Source organism: Actinomycetota bacterium, assembly GCA_035640355.1.
GTDB lineage: Bacteria > Actinomycetota > UBA4738 > UBA4738 > HRBIN12 > CALGFI01.
The window spans coordinates 76,517-99,632 of sequence record DASQWI010000007.1 but is presented as its reverse complement, the minus strand read 5'-3'; the positions used below and the strand labels follow the sequence as shown (position 1 = coordinate 99,632).

The following is a 23,116-nucleotide window of genomic DNA, read 5'->3' as shown; positions in this document are numbered from 1 at the left end:
CAGCGATGAGCGTTCGGGCCGCCCGGGGCGCGATCCGGGTGAACGACGACACGGCCGATGACGTGTTGTCGGCGACGGGGCGTCTTCTGAGCGCGATGCTCGATCGCAACGCCGTCGAAGCCGACGACATCGTCAGCGTCTTCTTCACAGCGACGGAGGACCTTCGCTCCGCGTTCCCGGCCGAGGCTGCCCGACGTCTCGGGCTGGGACGCGTTCCGCTGATGTGCGCGCAAGAGATCCCGGTCGCTGGCGCGATGCCGAGGGTCGTCCGCGTCCTGATGCACTTCCACACCGACCGAGCTCAGCGCGAGGTGGTGCACCCCTACCTCGACGGCGCTGAGTCGCTCCGCGATGACCTGGGGTGAGGGCGCGATGAGGTCGGCAGAGCGGGTCGCGGTGATCGGCACGGGCCTGATCGGCACGTCGATCGCGATGGCGGGAGCTCGGGCGGGCGATCAGGTGCGGGGCTTCGACGCCGATCCCGACGCGCTGTCGAGGGCCGTGGAGCGGGCCGGCCTCACGCCGGCGACCGATCTCGATGAATGCGTTCGAGGCGCCACCATCGTGTTCGTGTGCACACCGATACCCGTTGTCGGTGGACTCGTGGTCGAGGCTCTCGGCCTGGCACCGGACGCCGTGGTGACCGACGTTGCGAGTGTGAAGTCTCACGTAATGGTGGAGGTCGAGTCGCGCGTACGGGTTGACGGGCTGCGCCGGTACGTGGGCGGGCACCCGATGGGCGGTTCCGAACGATCTGGGCCGGATCACGCATCGCCGTCGGTTCTCGACGGGGTCGTGTGGGTCTTGACCCCCGCCGAGCCGAGCGACGACGCCTCCCTAGCGCGACTCGAGGGCTGGGTGTCGCGCGTCGGCGCCCGTCCGATCCGGATGGACGCCGAGCGGCACGACCGACTCGTCGCCATGGTCAGCCACCTGCCCCAAGTAGCGTCCACGGCGCTCATGGGACTGGCCGCGCGCGAAGAGGCCGGCGAGCCAGAGATCCTGCTGCTCGCGGCGGGAGGGTTCCGTGACCTCACGCGTCTCGCAGCGTCGAACCCCCACCTATGGAGCGACATCCTCCTGGCGAACGGGGCGGCGATCGGTCGAGCCATCGACCTGTACGTCGAGCGCCTGGAGGCGCTCCGGGATCTGGTCGTGGCCGAGGACGGCGGCGGTGTGGAGTCGGCGTTCGCCGAAGCGAAGACGGCGCGACTCCAGCTGGCTGCCAAGCCGCAGGTGCGAGCCGGCGTCGCCGTGTTGCAGGTACCCGTTCCGGACCGACCCGGCGTCCTCGCCGAGTTGACTTCGACGATGGGGGAGGCCCAGGTGAACATCGAGGACCTTCAGATCGTCCATTCGCCAGAGGGTGGCCGGGGCACGGTTCATCTGACGGTCGCCGTAGACACCGTCGAGGCCGCAGAACGCGCCCTCCACGAACGGTGGTTCGAGTCGACTCGCCTGGCGTGACCGATGCGCCTCACCGTGCACCCGGGCGGGAAGATCGGCGGCGTAACCCGTGTACCGGGGGACAAGTCGATCGCACATCGTTGGCTCATCCTCGCGGCAACGGCGAGAGGTCGAAGCGAGCTCCGTGGACTACCGTCTGCCCTCGACGTCGTGTCGACGGCGAGGGTTCTCGCGGCGATGACGCCCGAGGGGCCTAGAGCTGCACTCGAGCTTTGGGCCGCTCGGTCGCTTCAACGGGCTGAGCATCATGGTTCCACGACGAACGACTCTGAACCTCGAGCGCCTTCGGTCACCCTCGAGGGTGGTGGTCGAGCCGATCTTCATGCTCCGGAGGCGGACCTGAACTGCGGGAACTCGGGCACCACGATGCGACTGGTCGCCGGCCTCCTCGCCTCGCAGGGGTTCGAGGCGCGACTGGTGGGGGACGAGAGTCTTTCGACGCGGCCGATGGAACGGATCGCCCAGCCCCTTCGGCAGATGGGCGCGCGTGTCGAGACGACCGGCGGCCGGCCGCCGGTTACGGTTCACGGCGGCCCGCTCGCTGGGATCCGCCACGCGACGGAGGTGCCGAGCGCGCAAATCAAGGGCGCCGTGCTCCTGGCGGCGCTCGACGCGGAGGGCGAGACCACGATCGTCGAACCGGCCAAGACCCGCGATCACACCGAGCGCGCGCTCGAACACCTCGGCGGGCCCGTTCGGATCGAGGGCCTCGCGGTCGCGGTCTCGCGGTTCGAACATCGGGGATTCGCCGGATCGGTTCCGGGAGACGTCTCGTCGGCCGCATTCTTGATCGCGGCCTCCGTCCTGACGGGCGGAACGCTTCGGATCGACGGCGTCGGACTCAACCCGTCTCGGACGCAGCTGTTGGGGATCCTCCGGCGGATGGGCGTCCCGATCGATGCCGAGATCGAGCTCCACGAGCTCGGTGAACCGGTCGGCGCGATCGGCGTGGAGCCGACCGGTCGATTGTCGGGAGCGACGGTGTCGGAGAAGGAGCTTCCCCTGGTGATCGACGAGGTACCCGTCCTGGCCATGCTGTCCGCGACGGCCGCCGGCGAGAGCCGGTTCCGCGGCGCAGGAGAGCTGCGAGTGAAGGAGAGCGATCGGCTGCGGGCGATCGAACACGCCATCCGCTCGCTGGGAGGCGACGCGCGGATCGAAGGCGACGAGCTGGTGGTGGCGGGCGGAGGCCTGCGCGGTGGAAGCGCCTCGTCTGGCGCCGACCACCGGCTGGCCATGGCGATCGCGGTGGGAGGGCTGGGCGCGGGCGGCTCGGTGACCGTCGACGGCATCGAGGCCGCGGACGTGTCCTTCCCCGGTTTCGTGCGGACCCTGTCGGCGCTCGGCGCGAGGTTCGAGCTGTGAGCGGGACGGCGGTGGTCGTGGCGATCGATGGACCCGCGGGATCGGGGAAGAGCACCCTCGCGCGGCGACTCGCCCAGACGCTCGACCTGCCGTACCTCAATACGGGCCTCATGTACCGAGCCCTCACCCTCCAGGCGCTTCAGCGAGGAGTCGACCCCGACGACGCGGACGGCCTCGCTGCACTCGCGAAGGAGATCACGTTCGATCTGGATTGGCGCGTTCGGCCGCCCGAGCTGACCATCGACGGTTCACGCGCGAGCGAACAGTTACAAAGCACAGACGTCGAGTCGAGGGTTTCACAAGTGGCCCGTCATCCACACGTCCGCGAGGTGCTCCGCGCCGAGCAGCGTCGACTGTCTGAGCGCGGAGGTGTGGTCGAGGGTCGAGACATCGGGGCGGTCGTGGCGCCTCACGCGGACGTGAAGCTCTACCTTCAGGCCGCCCAGTCCGAACGCATCTCGCGGCGCATCAACGAGCGGACCGCGCCGGCTGAGCCCGTCGGCGACGCGCTCTCGGCGAGGGACGCGCTCGACGCGCGTACGAACCCGTTCCGGCCGGCCGACGACGCCATTGCGATCGACACCACCGGCATGACCTCCGACCAGGTGTACGAGAAGGCCCTGGCGACGACGCGGGCCCGACTCGCCCAGCGGGGACGTCGATGATCGGGGCCGGTGTCGAACGAACCGACGTCTCCGGGCGCTGATGAGCCTTCCCGCGGTCGCCCTGGTGGGGCGCCAGAACGTGGGAAAGTCGACACTCGCCAACCGCCTGCTCGGGCGACGCGAGGCCATCGCGCACGAGACGCCGGGGGTCACGCGAGACAGGGTGGAGCTCGAGGCAACCTGGCGGGGGAGGACCTTCCGGATCATCGACACCGGCGGCTACGTGCACGCCGCTCGTGGGATGGACTTGGAAGTAGCCCGGCAGGCTGAGCGCGCCGCGGCCGAGGCGGATCTCATCCTGTTGGTGGTCGACGGGCAGACCGGACCGGTCGAGGAGGACGCCTCGCTTGCGCGTCGGCTGCGCAGCGTCGCCGTTCCCGTGCTCGTTGCGGTCAACAAGATCGACACCGAACGCGAGGAGACCGACTCGTTGCAGTTCCACCGTCTCGGGCTCGGCGACCCCATTCCGGTCTCGGCGCTGCACGGGCGCGGCTCCGGAGACCTCCTCGACCGGATCGTGGACCTGTTGCCCGCGTTTCCGGGAGAGCCGGAGGAGGAACGAGAGCCGCGTTTCGCGCTCGTCGGCCGTCCGAACGTCGGCAAGTCGAGCTTGTTCAATCGGCTGGTCGGGGAGGAGCGCTCGGTCGTGTTCGAGGACGCCGGCACGACGCGCGACGCCGTCGATGCGGTCGTGCAGTGGCCGGGTGGGGCCGTTCGTTTCGTGGACACGGCGGGCTTCCGGCGGCCGGCGAAGGTCCACGGCATCGAGTACTTCGGGTTCGTCCGGGCGGAACGAGCCATCGAGCGGGCGCACGTCGCCGTCGTGGTCCTCGATGCATCGGACGGCTTCACGGCGGAGGACAAGCGCATCGCGGCGAGAGTGATGGAAGAGGGGCGGGGCGTGTTGATAGCCGCGAACAAGTGGGACCTCGTCGAGGAGAAGGACCGAACGTTCAAGCTTCTCGGCGAGGAGCTCGCGGTGTACGCCCGCGCGACCGTGCTCCGTACCTCTGCCCGGACCGGCCAGGGTGTCCACCGGCTCCCGCCGGCGCTCCTCCAGGTGCACGACGCCTGGGCACGACGAGCGCCGACGGCGGCGGTCAACGACGCCCTCCAAGCTGCCGTGTCCGAGCGTCCTCCGCCCGGCGGGGGCAGGTACCGCTACGGCACGCAGGTCACGGCGGGTCCGCCGGCGTTCGTCATCTTCGGCGGCCGCGCGCCGGATGCCCCGTACCGGAGGTTCCTCGAGAATCGGTTCCGTCAAGCGTTCGATCTCGACGGCGTCCCGATCCGGTTACGGTTCCGGCCATCGCGGGCGCGCGCGCGAGGCCGCTAGACTGGGTCGAGCGGGCCGTGGCGCAGCTTGGTTAGCGCGTCTGACTGGGGGTCAGAAGGTCGCCGGTTCAAATCCGGCCGGCCCGACGGGATGCGGGTGTGCGTGAGGTGACGCGCACGACGCCGCCCACGGATCGGCTCCTCACCATCGCGAACGCGATCTCGTTGTTACGGATCGCTCTCGTCCCCGTGTTCGCGTTGCTGATCGTGGATCGAGACACGACGGCGGTCGGATTCACCGTCTTCGCCGTCGTTCTGGCCACCGACTGGCTCGACGGGATCGTCGCCCGCGGTATGGGACAGGTCTCAGAGGTCGGCAAGGTCCTGGATCCGGTCGCCGACCGCATCGCCATCGCCGCCGGTCTCGTCGCGCTCGTGGCGCGGGGCGCTTTCCCGCTCTGGGCGGCCCTCCCCATCATCCTCCGCGACGCGCTCGTCCTTGTGGCCGGCATCCTGCTCCTCGCTCGCAGCGGGAAACGCATCGAGGTTCGGTACATCGGCAAGGTCGCGACGTTCTCGCTGATGGCGGCCATCGGTGCCGTGGCGTGGGGGAACCTGGGGTACGCCCTGGCGCCGGCGTTCCTCGTGTGCGGATGGGTGTTGTACGTGGCTGGCATCGTCGAGATGGTCGTGGCTACCGTGCTGTACGCGCGCGACGTGCGTCATGCGTTGGCCTCCGAGTAGACGGGTCGTTCGTGCTAGGTTCCGGCCGCGAACGTGCGCCGCCTCGCGCAAACAGCATGACGAAGGAGCGACATGGAGTTCCCCGAAGATCTTCGGTACACCAACGAACACGAATGGGCCCGCGACGAGGGGAACGGCCGCGTCCGCGTCGGCATCACGGACTTCGCTCAAGACGCGCTCGGCGACGTTGTCTACGTTGACGTTCCCGAGGTCGGCACGTCGGTGACGGCCAGCCAGGCGTTCAGCGAGGTCGAGTCGACGAAGTCCGTGTCCGACGTCTTCGCACCCGTTTCGGGATCCGTCATCGAACGCAACGCCGCGCTCGAGGAGCGGCCAGAGCTCGTGAACGAGCAGCCGTATGGCGACGGGTGGATCGTCGCGCTGGCCATGACCGATGCGGCCGAGCTCGAAGGGCTCATGGACGCGGCGGCGTACCGGTCGCTGGTCGACCAACAGCGCACCTGACCGTCAGGTAGGCGATCGATCTCGCCTGGACGCCGAGTGGGTCCGGCCCTCCAGGTAGAGCCCTCCGCCCACCCACAGTGTGGTTGACCCTTCCAGCACGGGCGGGTAGCGTCTACTTCCGCTCGAGGTCAAGAACGACACCTCGAGACGAACGTTGAGGTTCAGAGAGGGCTCGGGGGACGCTCGAAGGTGTACTGCACCCGCTGTGGACACCCCAACAAAGACGACGCGCGATACTGCGCGAACTGTGGTGCTCCGCTGCAGGACGAGACCACGATCAGCATCGCTCCGATCGAGGTCGAGGGTGAGGCTCACGACGAGTTCCCGTTCCCTCACGATGAGCTCGAGCCCGGCCAAGCGCTCCTTCTGGTGAAGAATGGCCCCAACGCGGGGTCGACGTTCCTGCTCGGCGACCACGCCACCGCGGGTCGGAACCCGCAGAGCAGCGTGTTCCTGGACGACATCACCGTGAGCCGCAAGCACGCCGAGATCCGGAACGAGCCGGACGGTTGGTACATCCGCGATCTCGGCTCGCTGAACGGCACCTACGTCAACCGGGAGCGGGTCGAGTCGACCAAGCTCGCGTCCCGTGACGAGGTTCAGATCGGCAAGTTCAGGCTCGTGTTCTTCGCGGGGGAGTGAGCGGGAATGGCGACGCGCAACTATCAGTCGATCGGAGAGGTCCTCGTCTCGGTGAAGACGGAGTTTCCCGACATCACCATCAGCAAGATCCGCTTCCTCGAGTCCGAGGGCCTGATCGATCCCGACCGCACGCCGTCGGGATATCGGAAGTTCTACGAGAAGGACGTCGACCGGTTGAAGTCGATCCTCAAGATGCAGCGGGATGAGTACCTCCCGCTCAAGGTCATCAAGGACCGACTGCTGGAGGTGGAGGCGGGAGACGGACACGCCGACGGTGTCGGCGGAGCACAAGAGGCGACGGCGGAACCCGACGAGGAGCTCGCCGAGCCCCCGACCGGTCTACAGATGTCGATCGAGGAGATGTCGGCGGCGACCGGCGTCGACAAGGACCGCATCAGGGAGCTCGAGTCGTTCGGGCTCGTGCACTCACACGGACCGGATGCGGCGAGATACTTCGACGGCGACGACTATGTCGTGCTATCGATCGTGAAGGACCTCTTCCGCTACGGCGTGGAGCCGAGGCACCTCACGATGTACAAGCACTTCGCCGAACGCGAGGCCGGATTCTTCGAGACCATCGTGATGCCGCAACTGCGTCAGCGGAACCCCGACGCCCGGCGCGCGGCGACGAACTCGCTCAACGATTTGGCGCGTTCGTCACGGAAGCTGAAGCAGGCTCTCCTTCGCGCGAAGCTGCGCGAGCACATCGGCTCCTGACCGCGTCGCCGTGACGCGTCCGCTCGCGGATCGACCGGCCCAGATCCTCATCGTCGTCGTTCTGGCCGTCAGCGCGGCCGTCGCGATCGTTCCGCACGGCGCAGCGCAGACGGTCGAGCCGCCGCCGCCGACGCCCGTTCCGGTCCCCGGAGGCGGAACGTCCCCGTCGCCGTTCCCGTCGGTCCTTCGAACCCCGCCTCCCAGCACCGAACCGCCCGAGGTCCGTGCCGCCGCCGCGATCCTCATGGATCTCGAGAGCGGCCGCACGTTGTACGCGTCGAACGCCAACGAGCGGCGTCCGATCGCCAGCCTGACGAAGATCATGACCGCTTACCTCGTGATGACGAGGACGAGCCCGGACGAGATCGTCACAGTGAGCGAGACGGCGGCGACCGGCACGACCGTCGGCATCTCCAGCCTCGGTCTCGGCGCGGGCGAACGGATCCGGGCGGGGGAGCTGCTCTACGCGTTGATGCTTCAGTCGGCGAACGACGCCGCGGTGGCCCTGGCCGAACACGTGGCCGGCTCCGTCGACGAGTTCGTCTCGATGATGAACCGCACTGCGGCGCGCTTGGGGCTCGCGCGAACGTCGTTCGCCTCGCCGAACGGCCTCGACGACTCGGGATACTCGACGGCGCGCGACCTTGCTCGGCTCACCCGGGTCGCGTACGAGGTCCCCGGCTTCGAGGAGCTCGTCTCGACGAGCGCGCACGCCGTCATGTCGAGGGGAGTCGAGCCTCGGGTCGTGCAGAATCGGAACGCCCTGCTGTGGCTGTATCCGGGCGCCACAGGTGTCAAGACCGGGTTCACGACGCCGGCGGGCTTCTGCGTCGTGGGGACCGCCGTTCGCGGGGACGAACAGGTCGTCGTGATCGTGCTCGGTGCCTCCGGAGAAGCGTTCACGGACGCCGCGACGCTCATGAACTTCGGGTTCGCCGGCTTCGACCGTCGTTTGCTCATCGCCGAGGGACGATCGCTCGGGACGGTGGACGTCGACGGGCGTGCCGTCTCGGTTGCTGCGGGGGATTCCCGGTACGCGCTCGTCGTTGCCGGTTCCACCGTCCGGCCCGAGGTGGTGCCCGATCCCACTGTCCGGTTCCCGCCGGGGCGCGGAGACCAGATCGGCGTGGTCAGTTTGACGTCGTCGGGCTCTGAGGTCGCCACGGTGCCGCTCGTCGTCGTCGACGTCGCGCCGCCGCCGCCGCCGAGGGATGATGGCCCGTGGTGGCTGCGCGGCGCGGGATCGATCGCGCGCGCCGGCGGCTCCCTCGTTCGCGCGCTCTTCGGCTGATAGGCATCGACGCTCGTCCCACGGAACACGCGAGGCGCGACGCGCGCACGAATGGCGACGGGCCCGCGATCGACGGGCTACCATCGTGCGCTGGATGTCGGACCTCATCGCCGTGCTGTTCGGGCGCGAGGAGATCCGCCGTCGGATCGAGGAGCTCGGCCGCACCATCACCGGGGACTACGAGGGGCGCGCGCCCGTCTTGATCTCGGTCCTGAAGGGCGGCTCGATCTTCCTCGGCGACCTGATCCGTGAGATCAGCCTCCCATTGTCGATCGACTACATGTCGATCTCGCGCTACGGGGGCGCTGCCGAGTCGATGGGACGGGTTCGCATCGTCAAGGACCTCGACCAGGACGTCGGCGACCGCGACGTCATCGTCGTGGAGGACATCATCGACACCGGCCTCACCCTCGGATACCTGATCTCGGTGCTCGAATCGCGGAACCCCTCATCGGTGAGGGTGTGCGCGCTGCTCGACAAGAGCGTCAGGCGGATCGCGCCGCTGGAAATCCGCTATCGCGGTTTCGATTGCCCGGACGTGTTCGTCGTCGGCTACGGCCTCGATTTCCGAGAGCGGTACCGAAACATCCCCGATCTTCTCGCGGTCCATGATCTCCGCGCGCTCGAGGCCGATCCGGATCTCCTGATGCCGTACCTTCCCGGCAGCGACGGCGCGACGCCGGACCGCACGTAGGTTGCCGGATCTCAGGACCCCGGTGTAGCGTCGGGAACCTGGCGATGTTGGTCGAGATGACGCTGGCGGGCGTGCGGATCGAGCTCCCGACCAACTCACCCATCGTTCTGCTCCGCGAGGCGTCGGGCGAGCGCTTCCTTCCGATCTGGATCGGGCAGCCCGAGGCCGCCGCGATCGCCATCGCGCTCCAGGGAGTGGTGACGCCGCGCCCCATGACGCACGACCTGCTGAAGAACATCCTCGACGAGATGGCGGTTCAGGTGGAGAGCATCGTCATCAGCGAGCTCCGAGACGGGACGTTCTACGCGGTGATCAACATGCAACGAAACGGAAGCTCGCACGAGGTTTCATCGCGGCCGTCCGACGCCATAGCCCTCGCCGTTCGATTGGGCTGCAAGATCTTCGCGAACGAAGAGGTGCTGTCTGAGGCGTCCATCCTCATCCCGAACGAGGGGGAGGACGACGAGGAGGTCGAGAAGTTCCGCGAGTTTCTGGAGAACGTCAACCCCGAAGACTTCCAATGAGGATCAGCTCACGCCGACGAGGCGCGACCGTCACCGGATCGCCCGTCACCGCGCGCCGATAGTCCGATTCAGCCGTAGAAGATCTCGGTGGCCCATATCGAGCCACGACCACAGTGGTTCCTCGTGTCGTTTTGGACCACGCCGATGCCGACGCGACGCAGGTTGCCGTTCAACAGGATCACTCGATGTGCGTCGTGGTTCATCCACGCTTTGTGCAGTCGCGGGATCGTCGCGGCGCATCCGACGACGTCGGCACCGACGTCGTCCCACGCGTAGTCCGACAAGATCGCCGCGAGGTTGTACGGGTCGTAGACCTGATCCTCTCGGACCATCCTGTGCGTGTGAACGCGCGCGTCGTCCGAGAGCGAGCGATCGATCTTCAGAAGGCCCAGACCGTGGCTCGCACGAGTCTGGTTCAAGAGCCGAAGAAGCTTCTGCCGGTATCCGTCGCCATCGGCACCGGCGACAGGACCCTCGGCGACGCTCAGTATGAACATCGCCACCATCACGACGGCGACAACGAGGATTCGCCGTCGGTTTGCGGGTGTTGCAGGCGTTGCGCGGGCAGCATGCAACGGTGCGCGCATCCGCATCCCCCTTCTTTGCGCCGTCTACAACCGGTGCAGTACCTGCATCAACCCCCTTTCATCGCTCTTTCAAACCGCCGCACCCTAGCGTCTTGCGATAGGCCCGTCCACTTTGCAGGTCGCGAATATCGTGGGCGCGAGCGTTGGCGGCTCCGATGATTGACACGTGCACCGTCGCCGCCTACCCTCCCGACGAGGGCGTAATTACGGAGATGTGATGGCCGAGCACGGATACCGCGTGCCCGACGTGACCAAGATCGTTGGCATCAGCTACCGCCAGCTCGACTATTGGGCACGAACGGGCCTGGTTCGACCGTCCGTCAAGGACGCGCAGGGATCGGGAAGCCAACGGCTCTATTCATTTCAGGACCTGGCGCTCCTCAAGCTCATCAAGCGGATGCTCGACAGCGGCATGAACCTCCGTCAGATCCGCACCGCGATGCGGACGCTCCGCGACCTGAAGAGGCCCGCTCTCGGAACCACCCTGGTATCCGACGGGAACCGTATCTACTCGGTGGAGTCCCCCGAAGAGGTCGTGGACCTGCTCGCCAGTGGCCAGGGGGTGTTCGCGATCGCCGTTGACAAGGTATGGACCGATCTCGAGGGAACCCTGGCGAAGGCAAGCCGGAAGAAGGGCCGCGGAGCCCGCGCCGCCGGAGGGGCGTGACCGAGAGCTCCACGGCCGCACCGGCGGCCCTGAAGAGCGATCTGGTCAATTTCGCCCACGCGAGCGAGCGCCAGTTCGCCCAACTCCTCGACTTCTATCAGATCGAATGGGAGTACGAGCCGCGTTCCTTCGATCTCGAGTGGGACAAGCAGGGGAACGTCGTGCAGCGGTTCACCCCGGACTTCTACCTTCCGCAGTACGACCTGTACATCGAGATCACCACGCTCAACCAGAAGCTGGTGACCCGGAAGAATAGGAAGATCCGGCGGCTCCGCGAGCTGTACCCCGGAGTGAACTGCAAGATCTTCTACCAGCGGGACTACCTCTCACTCGTCTCGAAGTACGGGCTGGAGGACGTCTCGGGCTGACGCCTCTGCGCGTCACCGGCCAGCGCTCATGGCCGCGAGGGCTAGACTGACGGCTCGGGATGAGGTTCGCGCCGCAAACCGACGACGACGTGCGCGAGATGCTCCGCGCGATCGGCGTCGCCAGCCTGGACGATCTGTTCGACCAGATCCCGGAGGCCGTCCGACTCGATCGGCCGCTCGATCTGCCCGATGGCGTCTCCGAGATGGAGATCGTCGCGGACCTCCGCCGCCTCGCCGCTCGCAACCGGAACGCGGACGAGCTGGTGTGTTTCGCCGGCGCAGGCGCGTACGACCACTACGTCCCCGCCGTCGTGTGGTCGATCGCCGGGCGTTCGGAGTTCTACACCTCGTACACGCCGTACCAGCCCGAGCTCTCTCAGGGCGTCCTCCAGGCGCTGTTCGAGTACCAGTCGATGATCTGCGAGCTGACGGCGCTCGAGGTCAGTAACGCCTCCCTGTACGACGGCTCGACCGCGCTCGCCGAGGCGGTCAACCTGGCGCGCTCGACCCCGGGACGCGACCGCGTCCTCGTGAGCGCGGCCCTCGATCCTCGACACATCGACACGCTCCGGACCTATGGTCGGGGAGCGGGGTACGAGCCGGAGCTGTTCGACGTCGTCGACGGCCGCGGTGGTCACCCGGAGGTCGGCGACGACGTGGCGTGCGTCATCGTCCAGCACCCGAACGCGTTTGGCCTGCTGGAGCCAGCACGTGAATTGTTCGGAGTGGCCCACGCCGGGGGAGCGAGGGCGATCCAGGTCTTCGACCCACTGTCGCTCGGCGTGCTGGCTCCGCCCGGTGAGCTGCGCGCCGACGTCGCGGTCGCGGAGGGTCAGTCCCTCGGCAACCACCTGAACTTCGGCGGTCCATACCTGGGCGTGATCGCCACTCGGCTCGACGACGTCCGACGGCTGCCTGGCCGCATCGTCGGCGAGACGCTCGATGTCGATGGCCGCGTCGGATACGTCCTGACGCTTCAGGCGCGCGAGCAGCACATCCGTCGCGAGAAGGCCACCAGCAATATCTGCACCAATCAAACACTCATGGCGATAGCGGCCACCGTGTACCTGTCCTGGCTGGGGCCCGAGGGACTCGAGGAGCTCGGCCGGCAGTGCGTCTCCAAGGCCGCGTACGCCGCGGAGCGACTCACCGAGGTACCCGGCGTCGAGTTGTTGTTCCCCGGCGCGCCGTTCTTCAAGGAATTCCCATTGCGGCTACCGCGTCCGGCCGACGAGGTGCTCGAGGCGCTGATCGAGCGGGGGTACCTCGGTGGCGTGGCGCTGCCCGACGCCGACGGGCATGCGCTTCTCGTCGCGGTCACCGAGCGGCGCGCGCGCGAAGAGATCGACGGACTCGCGCTCGCGTTGAAGGAGGTGCTCTCGTGACCCCCGGCCGGAATGGCGGCGCCGAGGAGACCGGTCGTCGTATCGGCGCGCCGGTGCGGACGCAGGGCCCGCCCGTACGCCAGGGCACGATCCACGACCTGTCGCGGCCGAAACGACGCGCGTTCAGCCTTCCGGCGCTCGACGTACCGGAAGCCCAGATCCCGGAAGGGTTCGAACGGAACGCGCGCGCCGAGCTGCCGGAGGTCGCCGAGCGAGACCTCGTCTCGCACTACACGCGACTGTCGCAGCTGAACTACGGCGTCGACACCGGCATCTATCCGCTCGGCTCGTGCTCGATGAAGTACAACCCGAAGGTTGCGGAGGCGGGAGCGACGCTGCCCGGATTCCAGCGACTGCACCCCCTGCAGCCGGACGGGACGACTCAAGGTGCGCTCGAGCTGATGTGGCGGCTCGAGCGCGCACTCTGCGAGATCACCGGCATGGCGCGCGCGACGCTCCAACCACCCGCCGGCGCGTGCGGCGAGCTCGCGGGTCTTCTGATCATGCGCGCGTTCCACACGAAGAACGGCCACGCGCGGCGGCGCATCGCGATCCCGGACTCCGCGCACGGAACCAATCCCGCCAGCGTCCGCCTCGCCGGGTACGGGGCCGTTCATGTGCCGTCCGACGCCCGGGGACTGATCGACGTGGGCGCGCTCGAGAAGCTCGTCGACGAGGACGTCGCCGGTTTGATGCTGACGAATCCGAACACGCTCGGCCTGTTCGAGCAGGAGATCGAGCGCATCACGCAGGTGATCCACGACGTCGGCGGTCTCGTGTACTACGACGGCGCGAACCTCAACGCGATCCTCGGCCGGTGTCGCCCCGGCGACATGGGGTTCGACATCGTCCACATCAACACGCACAAGACGTTCGCGACGCCGCACGGCGGAGGAGGGCCGGGTGCGGGTCCGGTCGGCGTGACGGAGGCGCTCGTTCCGTTCCTGCCGGTTCCGCGGATCGAGCGGGACGAGGCGACCGGATCCTTCCACGTGAGCTCCGACGCGCCCGACTCGATCGGACGCATGCACGGGTTCCTGGGGAACTTCGGCGTGTTGGTCCGCGCGTACGCGTACGTGTTCCTCCACGGGCAGGAGGGCCTGCGCGATGTCGCCGAGCGATCGGTGCTGAACGCCAACTATCTCGCCTCGCGGGTGAAGGACCTGTACCCGCTGGCGCACCCGGACGGGCGTCCGATGCACGAGTTCGTCTCGAGCGCAAGGAAGCTCAAGGAGGAAACGGGGATCCGAGCGATGGATGTCGCGAAGCGCGTCATCGATCTCGGTTATCACCCATCGACCGTGTACTTCCCCCTGGTGGTTGAGGAAGCCATGATGGTCGAGCCCACCGAGACGGAGACCATGGAGTCGCTCGACGGGCTCGCCGAGGCGCTTCGCCAGGCTCATCGCGAGGCGCACGACGACCCGGATCTCCTCCACGATGCGCCGGTCACCACGCCCGTTCGCCGGCTTGACGAGGCGCGCGCGGCGCGACATCTCAAGCTCCGCTGGTAGCGAACGACATCCACGACTACGGCGCGTGAGTTCTCGCGGTCTAGTTCTCACGAACTATCCCCGCTCAAGCCGAGGCGCGCCGCACCCGATACCTGCCAAAGCAACTGGAGGCGTGGGTCGGGGAGCTCTAGGTGGTCGCATTCGCAAGCCGTCGCAGGCCGCTCGGCCTGGTCGCGTTCTTCCTCGCTGCGTTGCTCGTCGTGGCGCTCGTGGCGTCGGACACGAACGCAGGGGAGCGACACGGCCGACGCCGCCAGATGCTCTCCCTCACGAACGACGACCGCAGGCATCACGAACGGAAGGCGTTGGACTTCGCGACGGCGATCTCCGACTACGCAAAGGCCCATAGCCGGGCGATGGCAAGCAAGGGGTATCTGTTCCACTCGACCGAGGGAAAGCTGCGGAACCTCCTCGACGGCCACAACTGGTCGATCGCGGGGGAGAACGTGGGCGTCGGGAGCACCCTCGTATCGCTCGAGGACGCGTTCATGGACAGCAAGAAGCACCGCGAGAACATCTTGCGTCGCGAGTTCTTCCACGCAGCGGTCGGCGTCGTCCGACAGGACGGCCGCCTGTGGGTCACGGTCATCTTCTACGGCTAGGAGCCGTTCGCATACCAGCGAGATGAAGGCCCCGAGCCGAAGAGCCCGGGGCCTTCCAGCGAGGCCGTCGGGGAGAACGGCGCTCGTGAACCCAGGCGAGACGCTGGACCTCGCCTGCCCCCTCGCTCGGGCGTTGACGAACCGGCGCACCCGCCCGTCTGGGCCCTCCTGAGTTTGGCGGCCTACGTCGTTGACCGCCATCGGGCTAAGGGCCACGGAACGGCTTAGTTCCTTCGTCCTAACCGGTCCAACGCGTGTCGCTCCCAACAGGCGACGTCGTTCGGCTGCCCCACAGGATCCGCCGGAGAGGGAGCCGTCAGAGTGTGTCGTGGGTGATGGGTTGGTTGGGGGGGTAGTAGTTGGTTTGGGTGGGAAAAACCTAACTTGTCATAACGTACATTCTCGGCGCCCGGTCAGGGGGATCTACCAGCCCGATTGAGGCCGGAATCGCGCACGGAAGCCCCACTTCGCCACCTGCCACAGCGCCTCCAGGACGATACGGCGACTGATCTTCGACTGCCCGTACGAGCGTTCCCTGAATGTGATGGGTGCCTCGGCAATGGACAGTCCCTCGTTCCATGCTCGGAAGACGAGCTCAACCTGGAAGCCGTAGCCGTCCGACGTCACCGGCCTCTGCAGGACCGTCTCCAGGGCCTGCCGTCGATAGGCGCGGAAGCCGCTCGTCGCGTCCCGGACGCCGAGCCCCAGCCAAAGCCGGACGTAAGCATTGCCGGCACGCGAGAGTGCGAGCCGTGCCCGGCTCCAGTTCGACACGCTTCCCCCACGGACGTACCGGCTCCCGATGACCAGGTCGTTCGATCTCGCCGCCTCCAAAAGCCGCGGCAGGTCTTGGGGATCGTGGGAAAGGTCCGAATCCATCTCGACGACGAGGTCATACCCCTCGGCGATCCCCCGATCGAACCCGACCCCGTAGGCGCTCGCCAGGCCGAGCTTTCGGTCTCGCTCCGCGAGCCGCACCCGGTCGTCCGCCTGGGCGCGAGCGCGCACGATCGCTGCCGTGCCGTCGGGCGAGCCGTCGTCGACAACGAGGACGTGGATCGCATACGGAAGCTCGAGCAGGCCGTCGAGGACGCGACCGATGGTCTCTTTCTCGTTGTAGGTGGGGAGGACGACGAGCACCCGGGGCGTCTCAGCGAGCGCGAGCGGCTGCCGACGCGGCCGGCGGCGCGAGCGAGGGAGCGCGAACAGGATCCCGACGAGCACGACGCTCCCCAACGGCATCCAGTCGCCGAACCGCGTGTACAGCGTCTGTCGCGTCGACGCGACAACGTCGTGGCGCATCAGCGCCGGCTCGAACAGCCCTCGAGTGTCGACGATGCGCCCGCGCTGATCGATGAACGCGCTGATCCCGGAGATCGCCGCATGGATGACCCACCGTCCGTTCTCCACCGCGCGGAGCCGGCTCATCTGTAAGTGTTGCTCGGATGCCGCCGTCCGTTCGTACGAGGCGTTGTTGATGGTCAGGACGAGGAGCGCCGCGCCTTGCCGCACCATTCCACGGTCGATCGAGGGGAAGCTGTTCTCGAAGCAGATCGGCGCTCCGATCTCGGGAAGACCGTTCACCAGGAGGTTTCGAACGTCCTTCCCCGCCGCGCGGTCGATCGGAACCTGGTCGATCGCATGAACCCGTCCCTGCAGGAGCGATCTCCACGGGACGTACTCGCCGAACGGGACGAGATGCACCTTGTCATATCGGTCGACGGGACGCCCCGAACCATCGAAACCGATCGTCGACGTCCGCTGGCGACCATCGGGATCGTTCACGACTGCACCGGCCAACGTCGGTGCGCCGACCGAGGCGATCGCGTCGGTGACGGCCGCGAAGGTTGTGGCGTCCGCGGCCGCTCCGGGGTCGAGCGCGGCCTCCCCCCACACGACGAGGTCCGGTGGATCGTTCCGCAGCGTGACGTGCCGCTCGACGTTGAGCCGAGCGACGGCGATGTCTTCGGCGATGCCGTCGAGGTCCTCGACGCTCTCCACGTCCACCTGGATCGTCGCGACGTCGAGCTTCCGGCCGTTTGGGGCGGGAATCGGGATGAAGGCCGGAAGCAGCACGAGCGCCGCGCACACAATGAGCGCACGGGCGGAGCGGCGGACCCCGCTCCCCCACCACTCGACTGCCAGAAGGAGAAACCCCGCGACCAGCAACACGATGAACGACACGCCCCACGCGCCCGTCACGGATGCGAGCGGCAACGTCGGCCCGTCCACCTGCGACGCGCCGAGCTGCCCCCAGGTGAACCCGCCGAGCGGGAACGCGCCACGGATCCACTCGATGGCGGTCCACAACGCGGAAAGCCCCAGCGTCGAGAGCACGGGCCGTTCCGGACGCCACAGCGCCGGCGCCAGGGCGCCGAAGGCGGCCACGTACGCGCCGGAGGCGAGGACGAGCATGACGAAGGCCAGCTCGCCGAACAGCAGGATCCAATAGAGGACCACGCCGAAGTAGAAGATGCCGAACGTGAAGCCGATCAGGGCTCCACGCGCCGGTCCCGACGAACGGAGGAGCCAGAGCAGCGGGATCGGCGCTAGGAACGCCAGAGGCCACAGCCCCGCCGGCGGCAGCGACAGAGACAGCAGCGCGCCGGACAGGGCCGCGACGGGGAGGGCGAGCGAAAGCCCGGTTCGGCTTGGGCTCAGGCGCAGTCCCGGCAGAGCATCTTCGCCTTGTCCTTGAGCTGGCTCCGATGCTTCACCAGGAAGCACTTCTTGCATATGAACTCGGTGGGCTGGGGCGGGACGACCTTGACGGCGAGGGGCTCGAGCCGCTCCTCCCGCGTCAGGTTGAGGACCGAATCGTCCTCTTCCTCGGTCTCCTCACGGGCCTCCTGCTTGACGAGGATGTCCTGGATCGACTCGACGTCCTGGTCGCCGGGCGTCGCGGGGGCGGCGGCTGCGGTGCCGACCTCCTCGACCTCCTCTGCCTCTTCGCCCTCCTCGTCCAGGTCTTCGTCTTCGATGGTCTCTTCGGCGTCTTCCACGCTGGTCTCCTAAGCCGGGGGATTGTAATGCCGGGCATCTCCCTGGCAAGCCCCACCAAGAACACAGAGGCTTCCCTTCACATTCCCGTCGGAAACGACGTGGAGGCAGGAGAAACAGAGAGAAGGACCCGAGTGGCCTTTGGGGCCGCGACGCCGGGGCGCCGCGTTCTCTACTCAGCCTCTCGGGTCCTTCAACGGCCGCCGCCGAAACGGCGTCCGAAACCAAGCTACGAGCCGAACGCGGCGCGTGTCAAACGTGCAGGTCGCGCGGCCGCTTTCGCGAGGTTCGCGGGCGCGCTTCAGGCGGCGTAGACGTCCCGGCCGATGCTCACGGTCAAGATCGGCCGGAGGCCGTCGAGCGACTCCGCCGAGAGCGGATCGACATCGTACGCGGCGAAGTCCGCGTGCTTGCCGGGCTCGAGCGTTCCCTTCTTGTCCTCGTGGTGCGCGAGGCGGGCGCTCCCGATCGTGCAGATCCGGACGGCGTGCTCGCGCGTCAGGCGTTGCGAGGGGTCGTGGTGCAGCTCGAGTGCGGTGATCGCGGTCATCGGATCGATCGGCGTGATCGGCGTGTCGGACCCCGCGCCGACCTCCAGGCCGCGGTCGACCATGTCGCGGAAGGCATTCATGCCGAACGCGCGGGAGGCGCCGAGCCCCTGCTCGTACAGGCCGCCCGCCCCGCCCCAGGTGGAGTCGAAGCTCGGCTGGACGCTGATACATAGACCCAGGGCGGCGGCGCGCTCCATCAGCGAGGGGCTGGCCATCTCGAAATGCTCCACGCGGTGCCGGCGTGCCCTGAAGTGGCGCCGGCCGCGCGAGTCGAGCGTCACGTAGACGCGTTCCCACGTCGCCACCACCTGTTCGATCGCGGCGTCGCCGATCGCGTGCACCCCTACCTGAAGGCCGGCAAGGTGCCCGTCGTGGAAGAACTGCGCGAGCGCGTCGTCATCGAAGTTCGATTTGCCGGTGTCCGCCGTGTCGTCGTACGGCTCCGCGACCCAAGCGGTTCTCGCACCGATCGACCCGTCGACGGGGAGATCGCCGCCGATCGCGGGGAGCCCGAGGTCCATCACCTGCGGGATGTCGGTCGTCGCCACGTAAGGGGCGACGTCGACGGGCAACCGAGATCTGTGGCCGAGGAGGATCTCCAGATCGCGGATCCCCCGCTCGCGGGGCATCGACATCTCGTGGATCGTGGTGACGCCTTTCGACACCGCGAGGCTCGCCGCGGCGAGCTGGAGCTGCTCGACGTCGCCCTCGGCGAGATGTGTGGAGAACCACCGGCGGAGCGACGCGTTCGCTTCCAAGGTCACCTTCCCCGTCGGCTGACCCGTCTCGTCCACCTCGAGGCCGTTGCGCTCGAGCACGCCCGATTCCTTCAGGGCGCGCGAGTTCGCCAGCGTCAGGTGTCCATCGACGCGAACGACCGCGAGCGGAAGGTCGGAGATCGCGTCGAGGTCGGCGAGCGCGGGGAGCGCCCGAACGGGCCAGGTCGACTCGTCGTACCCGTGCACGAGCACGGGCCCATCACGATTCTCGACGACCCGCCCGACGATCCGCATCAGATCCTCCGCCGACGTCGCGGTTCCGAGGTCCGGCGCCTGCAGATGGATGCCCGTTCCGGTGAGGTGAACGTGCGAGTCGACGAACCCGGGGATGATCGTCGCCCCGGGAAGCTCGACGACGCGGTCGGCTTCCGGTGGATCGCCGGTACCCACGCGCTGGACGTGACGATCGTCCACGAGGATCCACTCTCCGGTACTCGGGTACGAGAGCGTGTGTACGCGAGACGCGCGGTACACGGTGCGCATGGCAGCGGAGCTTAGCCCACGGGCACCGCCGACTCTTCCATTGCGGTTTCGAGACGGCCGTCGGGCGCGATGGAAACCGTCGCGTCGGCCGGCAGGGTGCATGGATCAACAACGACTCGCGTCTTGCGCTCGTTCAACTCGAGCCCGACGGGTTCGAGCGCAGCGCGGACGATCGCCATAACCCGTTCGGCTTCCGCGGGCTCGGCCGCGACGGCCACCACGTCGTCCACCCATCGCAGGTGCGTGATACCGAACGCGGCGAGGCGCCGGTCGACGGCCGCGAGCACGGCGTTCGCCAGGACCGGCGAGGGCTCCGGACCAACCGGCAGGCCGACGATGCCGATCGTCTCGAGCCGGCGGAGGAACGAGACCACTCTGGCGGACTCGAACGCCTCACAGCCCGCGGCGCGAAGCGCCCAGGCCACTGCCTCCGGGGAGATCGATCGGTAGCACGCTCGGACATCGGCGAAGACGACGCATCCACTCCCGGTCGCGAGACGAGCCAGCCGCGCGTTGAACGCGGCTCGCTCGTCGCGCCAGGGGCGGAAGCGCAGACGCGGCGGATCGATCGACCAACCGACGAGACGGTTGGCCGCCACGACCGGCGAGAGGGTGCCCTCGACGTCCGCGGCAATGGAGGCAACGAGCGACGTGTAGCGCGCGCCGAGCGACGGATGGAGCACAACGAGCTCACGCGCGGCGGGCGTCCGCGCGACGCGCCATGCATCACGTTCGATCAAGGCGAACCTCTCCCCCAACCGGCCCGGGAGAGGCGGGACCGCTACGGCGCGAACAGTCTCATCGTTCGACGATCTGCCGGCAATCGGCCGAAGCGGGACGATTCGAATCGTCCGAGGAGTCCGGCGTGGATCGGGTACGTGCGTCCGCCGTTCGGCGGCGCCGTACGATACGGCCCTGCTCGACGAGCGCGACCTCGAGATCATCGCCGCCCTCCAAGAGGACGGCCGTGCGACCTACGCCGACATCGGACAGCGCGTCGGGCTCGCGGCGTCGTCGGTGCACGACCGCGTTCGCAAGCTCGAACGCCTCGGCGTGATCCGTGGGTACCGGGCGGTCGTCGACCCCGAGGCGGTCGGCCTGTTCGTCACGGCGCTGATCGCGGTCACGCCGCTCGACCCGACACAACCCGACGATCTTCCCGACCGTGTCCGGGACTTCCCCGAGGTCGAGGATTGCCTCAGCGTCGCCGGCGAGGCGAACTACGTCTTGAAGGTGCGGATGAGAACCACGGGCCACCTCGAGGAACTGATCCGCCGCCTCCGCGAGAAGGGCGAGGTCCAGACGAGGACGACGGTCGTGCTGTCGATCCCCTTCGAAGGAAGGCCGATCCGGCCCTAGCGGCGTCGACCCGGTTAGCGGATACGTCCCTGCAACAGGGGCCGGGCGTACACTGAGGTCTCCCTCGACCAGGAGCGCACCATGGAACCCTACCGGCGGTACGGGCGCTGGCTGAAGCGCGCCGCGATCTTCCTGATCCTGTATGTAGCGATCGGATACCTGTTCATCGGCGTCACACCCGGCCAAGCCTTGCTCCACCCGGGCGACACGCTCGACGAGTATCGCGGCCTCGTCATCTACCTGATCTTCATCATGTCCTTCGTTGTCTTGCAGTTCGTGGCGATGTTCTGGTTCCTCGCCCGCGGCAACGACTACGTGATCTATCCGAACGAGTACGACACCTCGTTCGAGGACGTCCGGGGTCAGCCTGCCGCCGTCGAGTCCACGAAGGAAGTCCTCCGCGTGTTCGAGGGCTTCAAGGACTTCAAGCAGATGGGTGGGTACCCGCCGCACGGGATCCTGTTCGAGGGGCCACCCGGCACGGGCAAGACGCTCATGGCGAAGGCCGTTGCCGGTGCGTCGGGCGTACCGTTCCTGTTCGCCACCGGTTCGGGGTTCTCGAACATGTTCCTGGGGATCGGGAACATGAAGGTTCGCCGCCTGTTCCGTCGCGCCCGCAACATGTCCGACAAGTACGGCGGCGCGGTGATCTTCATCGACGAGCTCGACGCCGTCGGTTCGCGCGGCGGTGTCTCGGACCGCTCGGTCTCGGATCGCTCGGTCTCGGACCGCGCTACCGACCGGATCGTCATGGGTGGTATGGGCATGGGTGGGGGGATGGGGGTCATCAACGAGCTGCTCGTGCAGCTCGACGGCTTCACGGTCCCGCGCGGGATATGGCGGCACGTCCGGCGCATCGTCTTCCGGGCCAAGCCGAAGGTCCCCTTCTACAACATCCTCATCATCGGGGCGACCAACCGCGCAGCCGCGCTCGACCCGGCCCTGGTGCGGCCGGGGCGGTTCGACCGGGTCGTGCACGTCGGGCTGCCCGACGCGGAGGGGCGCGAGGACATCCTTCGCTACTACCTGGCCAAGGTTCGCCACGAGCCGATCGACTACGCCAAGCTCGCGCGCATGACCGTCGGTTACTCGCCGGCGATGCTCAAGAACATCGTCAACGAGGCGCTGCTGTTCGCGCTCCAGGACGGGCGCGACGCGCTCATGTGGTCCGACCTGTGGTCGGCCAAGCTCACCGAGGAGATCGGCCTCAAGCAGCCGGTCAAATACATGCAGCGCGAGAAAGACATGGTTGCCACGCACGAGGCCGCCCACGCGGTCGCGTCGTACTCGCTCGAACGTGGCGAGCTGCAGATCCAGGTGATCTCGATCCAGAAGCGCGAATCGGCGCTCGGACTGGTCTCGACGCAGCAGATCGAGGAGATGTTCCTGCGGACGCAGAAGCAGATGATCGCGCGGATCCAGGTGTCGCTGGCTGGTCTGGTGGCCGAGGAGATCTGGTACGGCCAGTCCACGTCCGGCCCGTCGTCCGACCTCGTCAACGCCACTCGTACCGCCGCGGCGTACGTCGGGCTGTTCGGGATGGGTCGGACCCTCTCCTCGGTCGCGGCCGCCGGGCCCAGCCCCTTCGGTGACGTCGACCCCATCGGGCGCGTTCTCTCCGAACGGGAGCGGCGCGAAGAGATCGATGCTTTGCTGAACGACTGCAAGGACCGCGTGCGGAACCTTCTCCTCAAGAAGCGACACGTGGTCGACGGCATTCGGGCCGCGCTGCTCGAGCGGGAGGAACTGATCGGAGACGAAATCGAGGCGCTGATGGCCGAGCTCGGAGAGCGAGAGCCGATGGAAATCCCGGTCGGCGCTCCGGTCGGGGTAGCCGGTAACGGCGGCGTCGCGGCGCCAGGCAGCACGCAAGGAGACGGACAGGGCGGAAACGGCCAGCGGTCGCCAACGCCTCCTCCCCCACCGTCGTAGCGACCGACCGAGCCGATCCCGTCGACGGTGTGACCGTGGC

24 protein-coding genes and 1 tRNA gene are annotated in these 23,116 nt (G+C 67.8%); 20 read left to right on the top strand and 5 right to left on the bottom strand.

Translation table 11 applies throughout. The features are described 5' to 3' along the window. The first annotated feature begins 5 nt into the window (after positions 1–5). From aroH to VFA08_03970, 13 genes are all read left to right on the top strand, one after another. Positions 6–365, top strand: a complete 360-nt coding sequence (gene aroH, locus VFA08_04030; GenBank protein HYZ12758.1) for a chorismate mutase — start codon at positions 6–8, stop codon at positions 363–365. A gap of 7 nt (positions 366–372) precedes the next feature. Then, positions 373–1,467 (top strand): prephenate dehydrogenase, encoded by a 1,095-nt coding sequence (locus VFA08_04025; GenBank protein ID HYZ12757.1) that lies wholly within the window; start codon positions 373–375, stop codon positions 1,465–1,467. Between the two features lie 3 nt (positions 1,468–1,470). Then, entirely contained in the window at positions 1,471–2,832 is a 1,362-nt protein-coding gene (gene aroA, locus VFA08_04020; protein ID HYZ12756.1) for a 3-phosphoshikimate 1-carboxyvinyltransferase, read from the top strand. Continuing rightward, positions 2,829–3,497 carry a (d)CMP kinase gene (gene cmk / locus VFA08_04015; GenBank protein ID HYZ12755.1) on the top strand — a complete coding sequence of 223 codons (669 nt, stop codon included), beginning with the start codon at positions 2,829–2,831 and terminating at the stop codon, positions 3,495–3,497. The genes aroA and cmk overlap by 4 nt, the downstream gene beginning before the upstream one ends. Before the next feature lie 40 nt (positions 3,498–3,537). Continuing rightward, a complete protein-coding gene (der, locus tag VFA08_04010; GenBank protein HYZ12754.1) occupies positions 3,538–4,833 on the top strand; it encodes a ribosome biogenesis GTPase Der in 1,296 nt (431 codons plus the stop codon). Positions 4,834–4,844: 11 nt separating this feature from the next. Continuing rightward, positions 4,845–4,919: transfer RNA gene (locus VFA08_04005), tRNA-Pro, on the top strand. 12 nt (positions 4,920–4,931) lie between these two features. Then, positions 4,932–5,516, top strand: a complete 585-nt coding sequence (locus VFA08_04000; protein ID HYZ12753.1) for a CDP-alcohol phosphatidyltransferase family protein — start codon at positions 4,932–4,934, stop codon at positions 5,514–5,516. 72 nt (positions 5,517–5,588) lie between these two features. After that, positions 5,589–5,981 (top strand): glycine cleavage system protein GcvH, encoded by a 393-nt coding sequence (gcvH, locus tag VFA08_03995; GenBank protein ID HYZ12752.1) that lies wholly within the window; start codon positions 5,589–5,591, stop codon positions 5,979–5,981. A gap of 189 nt (positions 5,982–6,170) precedes the next feature. Next, a complete protein-coding gene (locus VFA08_03990; GenBank protein HYZ12751.1) occupies positions 6,171–6,623 on the top strand; it encodes an FHA domain-containing protein in 453 nt (150 codons plus the stop codon). Positions 6,624–6,629: 6 nt separating this feature from the next. Beyond that, positions 6,630–7,340, top strand: coding sequence for a MerR family transcriptional regulator (locus tag VFA08_03985; GenBank protein HYZ12750.1), 711 nt, complete (start codon positions 6,630–6,632; stop codon positions 7,338–7,340). A 10-nt stretch (positions 7,341–7,350) separates the two neighbouring features. Next, positions 7,351–8,631 carry a D-alanyl-D-alanine carboxypeptidase family protein gene (locus VFA08_03980; GenBank protein ID HYZ12749.1) on the top strand — a complete coding sequence of 427 codons (1,281 nt, stop codon included), beginning with the start codon at positions 7,351–7,353 and terminating at the stop codon, positions 8,629–8,631. 94 nt (positions 8,632–8,725) lie between these two features. Beyond that, positions 8,726–9,325, top strand: a complete 600-nt coding sequence (hpt, locus tag VFA08_03975) for a hypoxanthine phosphoribosyltransferase (protein HYZ12748.1) — start codon at positions 8,726–8,728, stop codon at positions 9,323–9,325. 47 nt (positions 9,326–9,372) lie between these two features. Continuing rightward, entirely contained in the window at positions 9,373–9,849 is a 477-nt protein-coding gene (locus VFA08_03970) for a bifunctional nuclease family protein (protein ID HYZ12747.1), read from the top strand. A 68-nt stretch (positions 9,850–9,917) separates the two neighbouring features. On the opposite strand, the gene VFA08_03965 is transcribed toward VFA08_03970, so the two are convergent. Continuing rightward, the gene (locus tag VFA08_03965) at positions 9,918–10,436 is read right to left on the bottom strand and encodes a CAP domain-containing protein (protein ID HYZ12746.1); all 519 of its coding nucleotides are present in this window, start codon (positions 10,434–10,436) and stop codon (positions 9,918–9,920) included. 217 nt (positions 10,437–10,653) lie between these two features. Between VFA08_03965 and VFA08_03960 the strand changes: the two genes are divergently transcribed. From VFA08_03960 to VFA08_03940, 5 genes are all read left to right on the top strand, one after another. Further along, positions 10,654–11,103: a MerR family transcriptional regulator gene (locus VFA08_03960; protein ID HYZ12745.1), complete on the top strand. Its 450-nt coding sequence runs from the start codon at positions 10,654–10,656 to the stop codon at positions 11,101–11,103. Continuing rightward, a complete protein-coding gene (locus tag VFA08_03955) occupies positions 11,100–11,471 on the top strand; it encodes a hypothetical protein (protein ID HYZ12744.1) in 372 nt (123 codons plus the stop codon). The genes VFA08_03960 and VFA08_03955 overlap by 4 nt, the downstream gene beginning before the upstream one ends. 59 nt (positions 11,472–11,530) lie before the next feature. Then, positions 11,531–12,856 carry an aminomethyl-transferring glycine dehydrogenase subunit GcvPA gene (gene gcvPA, locus VFA08_03950; GenBank protein HYZ12743.1) on the top strand — a complete coding sequence of 442 codons (1,326 nt, stop codon included), beginning with the start codon at positions 11,531–11,533 and terminating at the stop codon, positions 12,854–12,856. Positions 12,857–12,909: 53 nt separating this feature from the next. Then, on the top strand, positions 12,910–14,370 hold the full coding sequence (gcvPB, locus tag VFA08_03945; protein HYZ12742.1) for an aminomethyl-transferring glycine dehydrogenase subunit GcvPB: 1,461 nt from the start codon (positions 12,910–12,912) through the stop codon (positions 14,368–14,370). Between the two features lie 131 nt (positions 14,371–14,501). Next, positions 14,502–14,972, top strand: coding sequence for a CAP domain-containing protein (locus VFA08_03940; protein ID HYZ12741.1), 471 nt, complete (start codon positions 14,502–14,504; stop codon positions 14,970–14,972). Positions 14,973–15,395: 423 nt separating this feature from the next. Here VFA08_03940 and lnt read toward each other — a convergent pair whose 3' ends face one another. The 4 genes from lnt to VFA08_03920 form a co-directional block, all read right to left on the bottom strand. Next, positions 15,396–17,699, bottom strand: a complete 2,304-nt coding sequence (gene lnt / locus VFA08_03935; GenBank protein ID HYZ12740.1) for an apolipoprotein N-acyltransferase — start codon at positions 17,697–17,699, stop codon at positions 15,396–15,398. After that, the gene (locus tag VFA08_03930; protein HYZ12739.1) at positions 17,630–17,974 is read right to left on the bottom strand and encodes a DUF4193 family protein; all 345 of its coding nucleotides are present in this window, start codon (positions 17,972–17,974) and stop codon (positions 17,630–17,632) included. The genes lnt and VFA08_03930 overlap by 70 nt, the downstream gene beginning before the upstream one ends. A 299-nt stretch (positions 17,975–18,273) precedes the next feature. After that, entirely contained in the window at positions 18,274–19,785 is a 1,512-nt protein-coding gene (locus VFA08_03925) for an amidohydrolase family protein (protein ID HYZ12738.1), read from the bottom strand. An 11-nt stretch (positions 19,786–19,796) separates the two neighbouring features. Continuing rightward, complete coding sequence (locus VFA08_03920) at positions 19,797–20,525, bottom strand: RNA-directed DNA polymerase (GenBank protein ID HYZ12737.1); 729 nt, start codon at positions 20,523–20,525, stop codon at positions 19,797–19,799. Between the two features lie 175 nt (positions 20,526–20,700). On the opposite strand from VFA08_03920, the gene VFA08_03915 reads away from it, so the two are divergent. Both VFA08_03915 and VFA08_03910 read left to right on the top strand, forming a co-directional pair. After that, positions 20,701–21,144, top strand: coding sequence for an Lrp/AsnC family transcriptional regulator (locus tag VFA08_03915; GenBank protein ID HYZ12736.1), 444 nt, complete (start codon positions 20,701–20,703; stop codon positions 21,142–21,144). A gap of 81 nt (positions 21,145–21,225) precedes the next feature. Continuing rightward, positions 21,226–23,076: an AAA family ATPase gene (locus tag VFA08_03910; protein HYZ12735.1), complete on the top strand. Its 1,851-nt coding sequence runs from the start codon at positions 21,226–21,228 to the stop codon at positions 23,074–23,076. Positions 23,077–23,116: the final 40 nt, after the last annotated feature.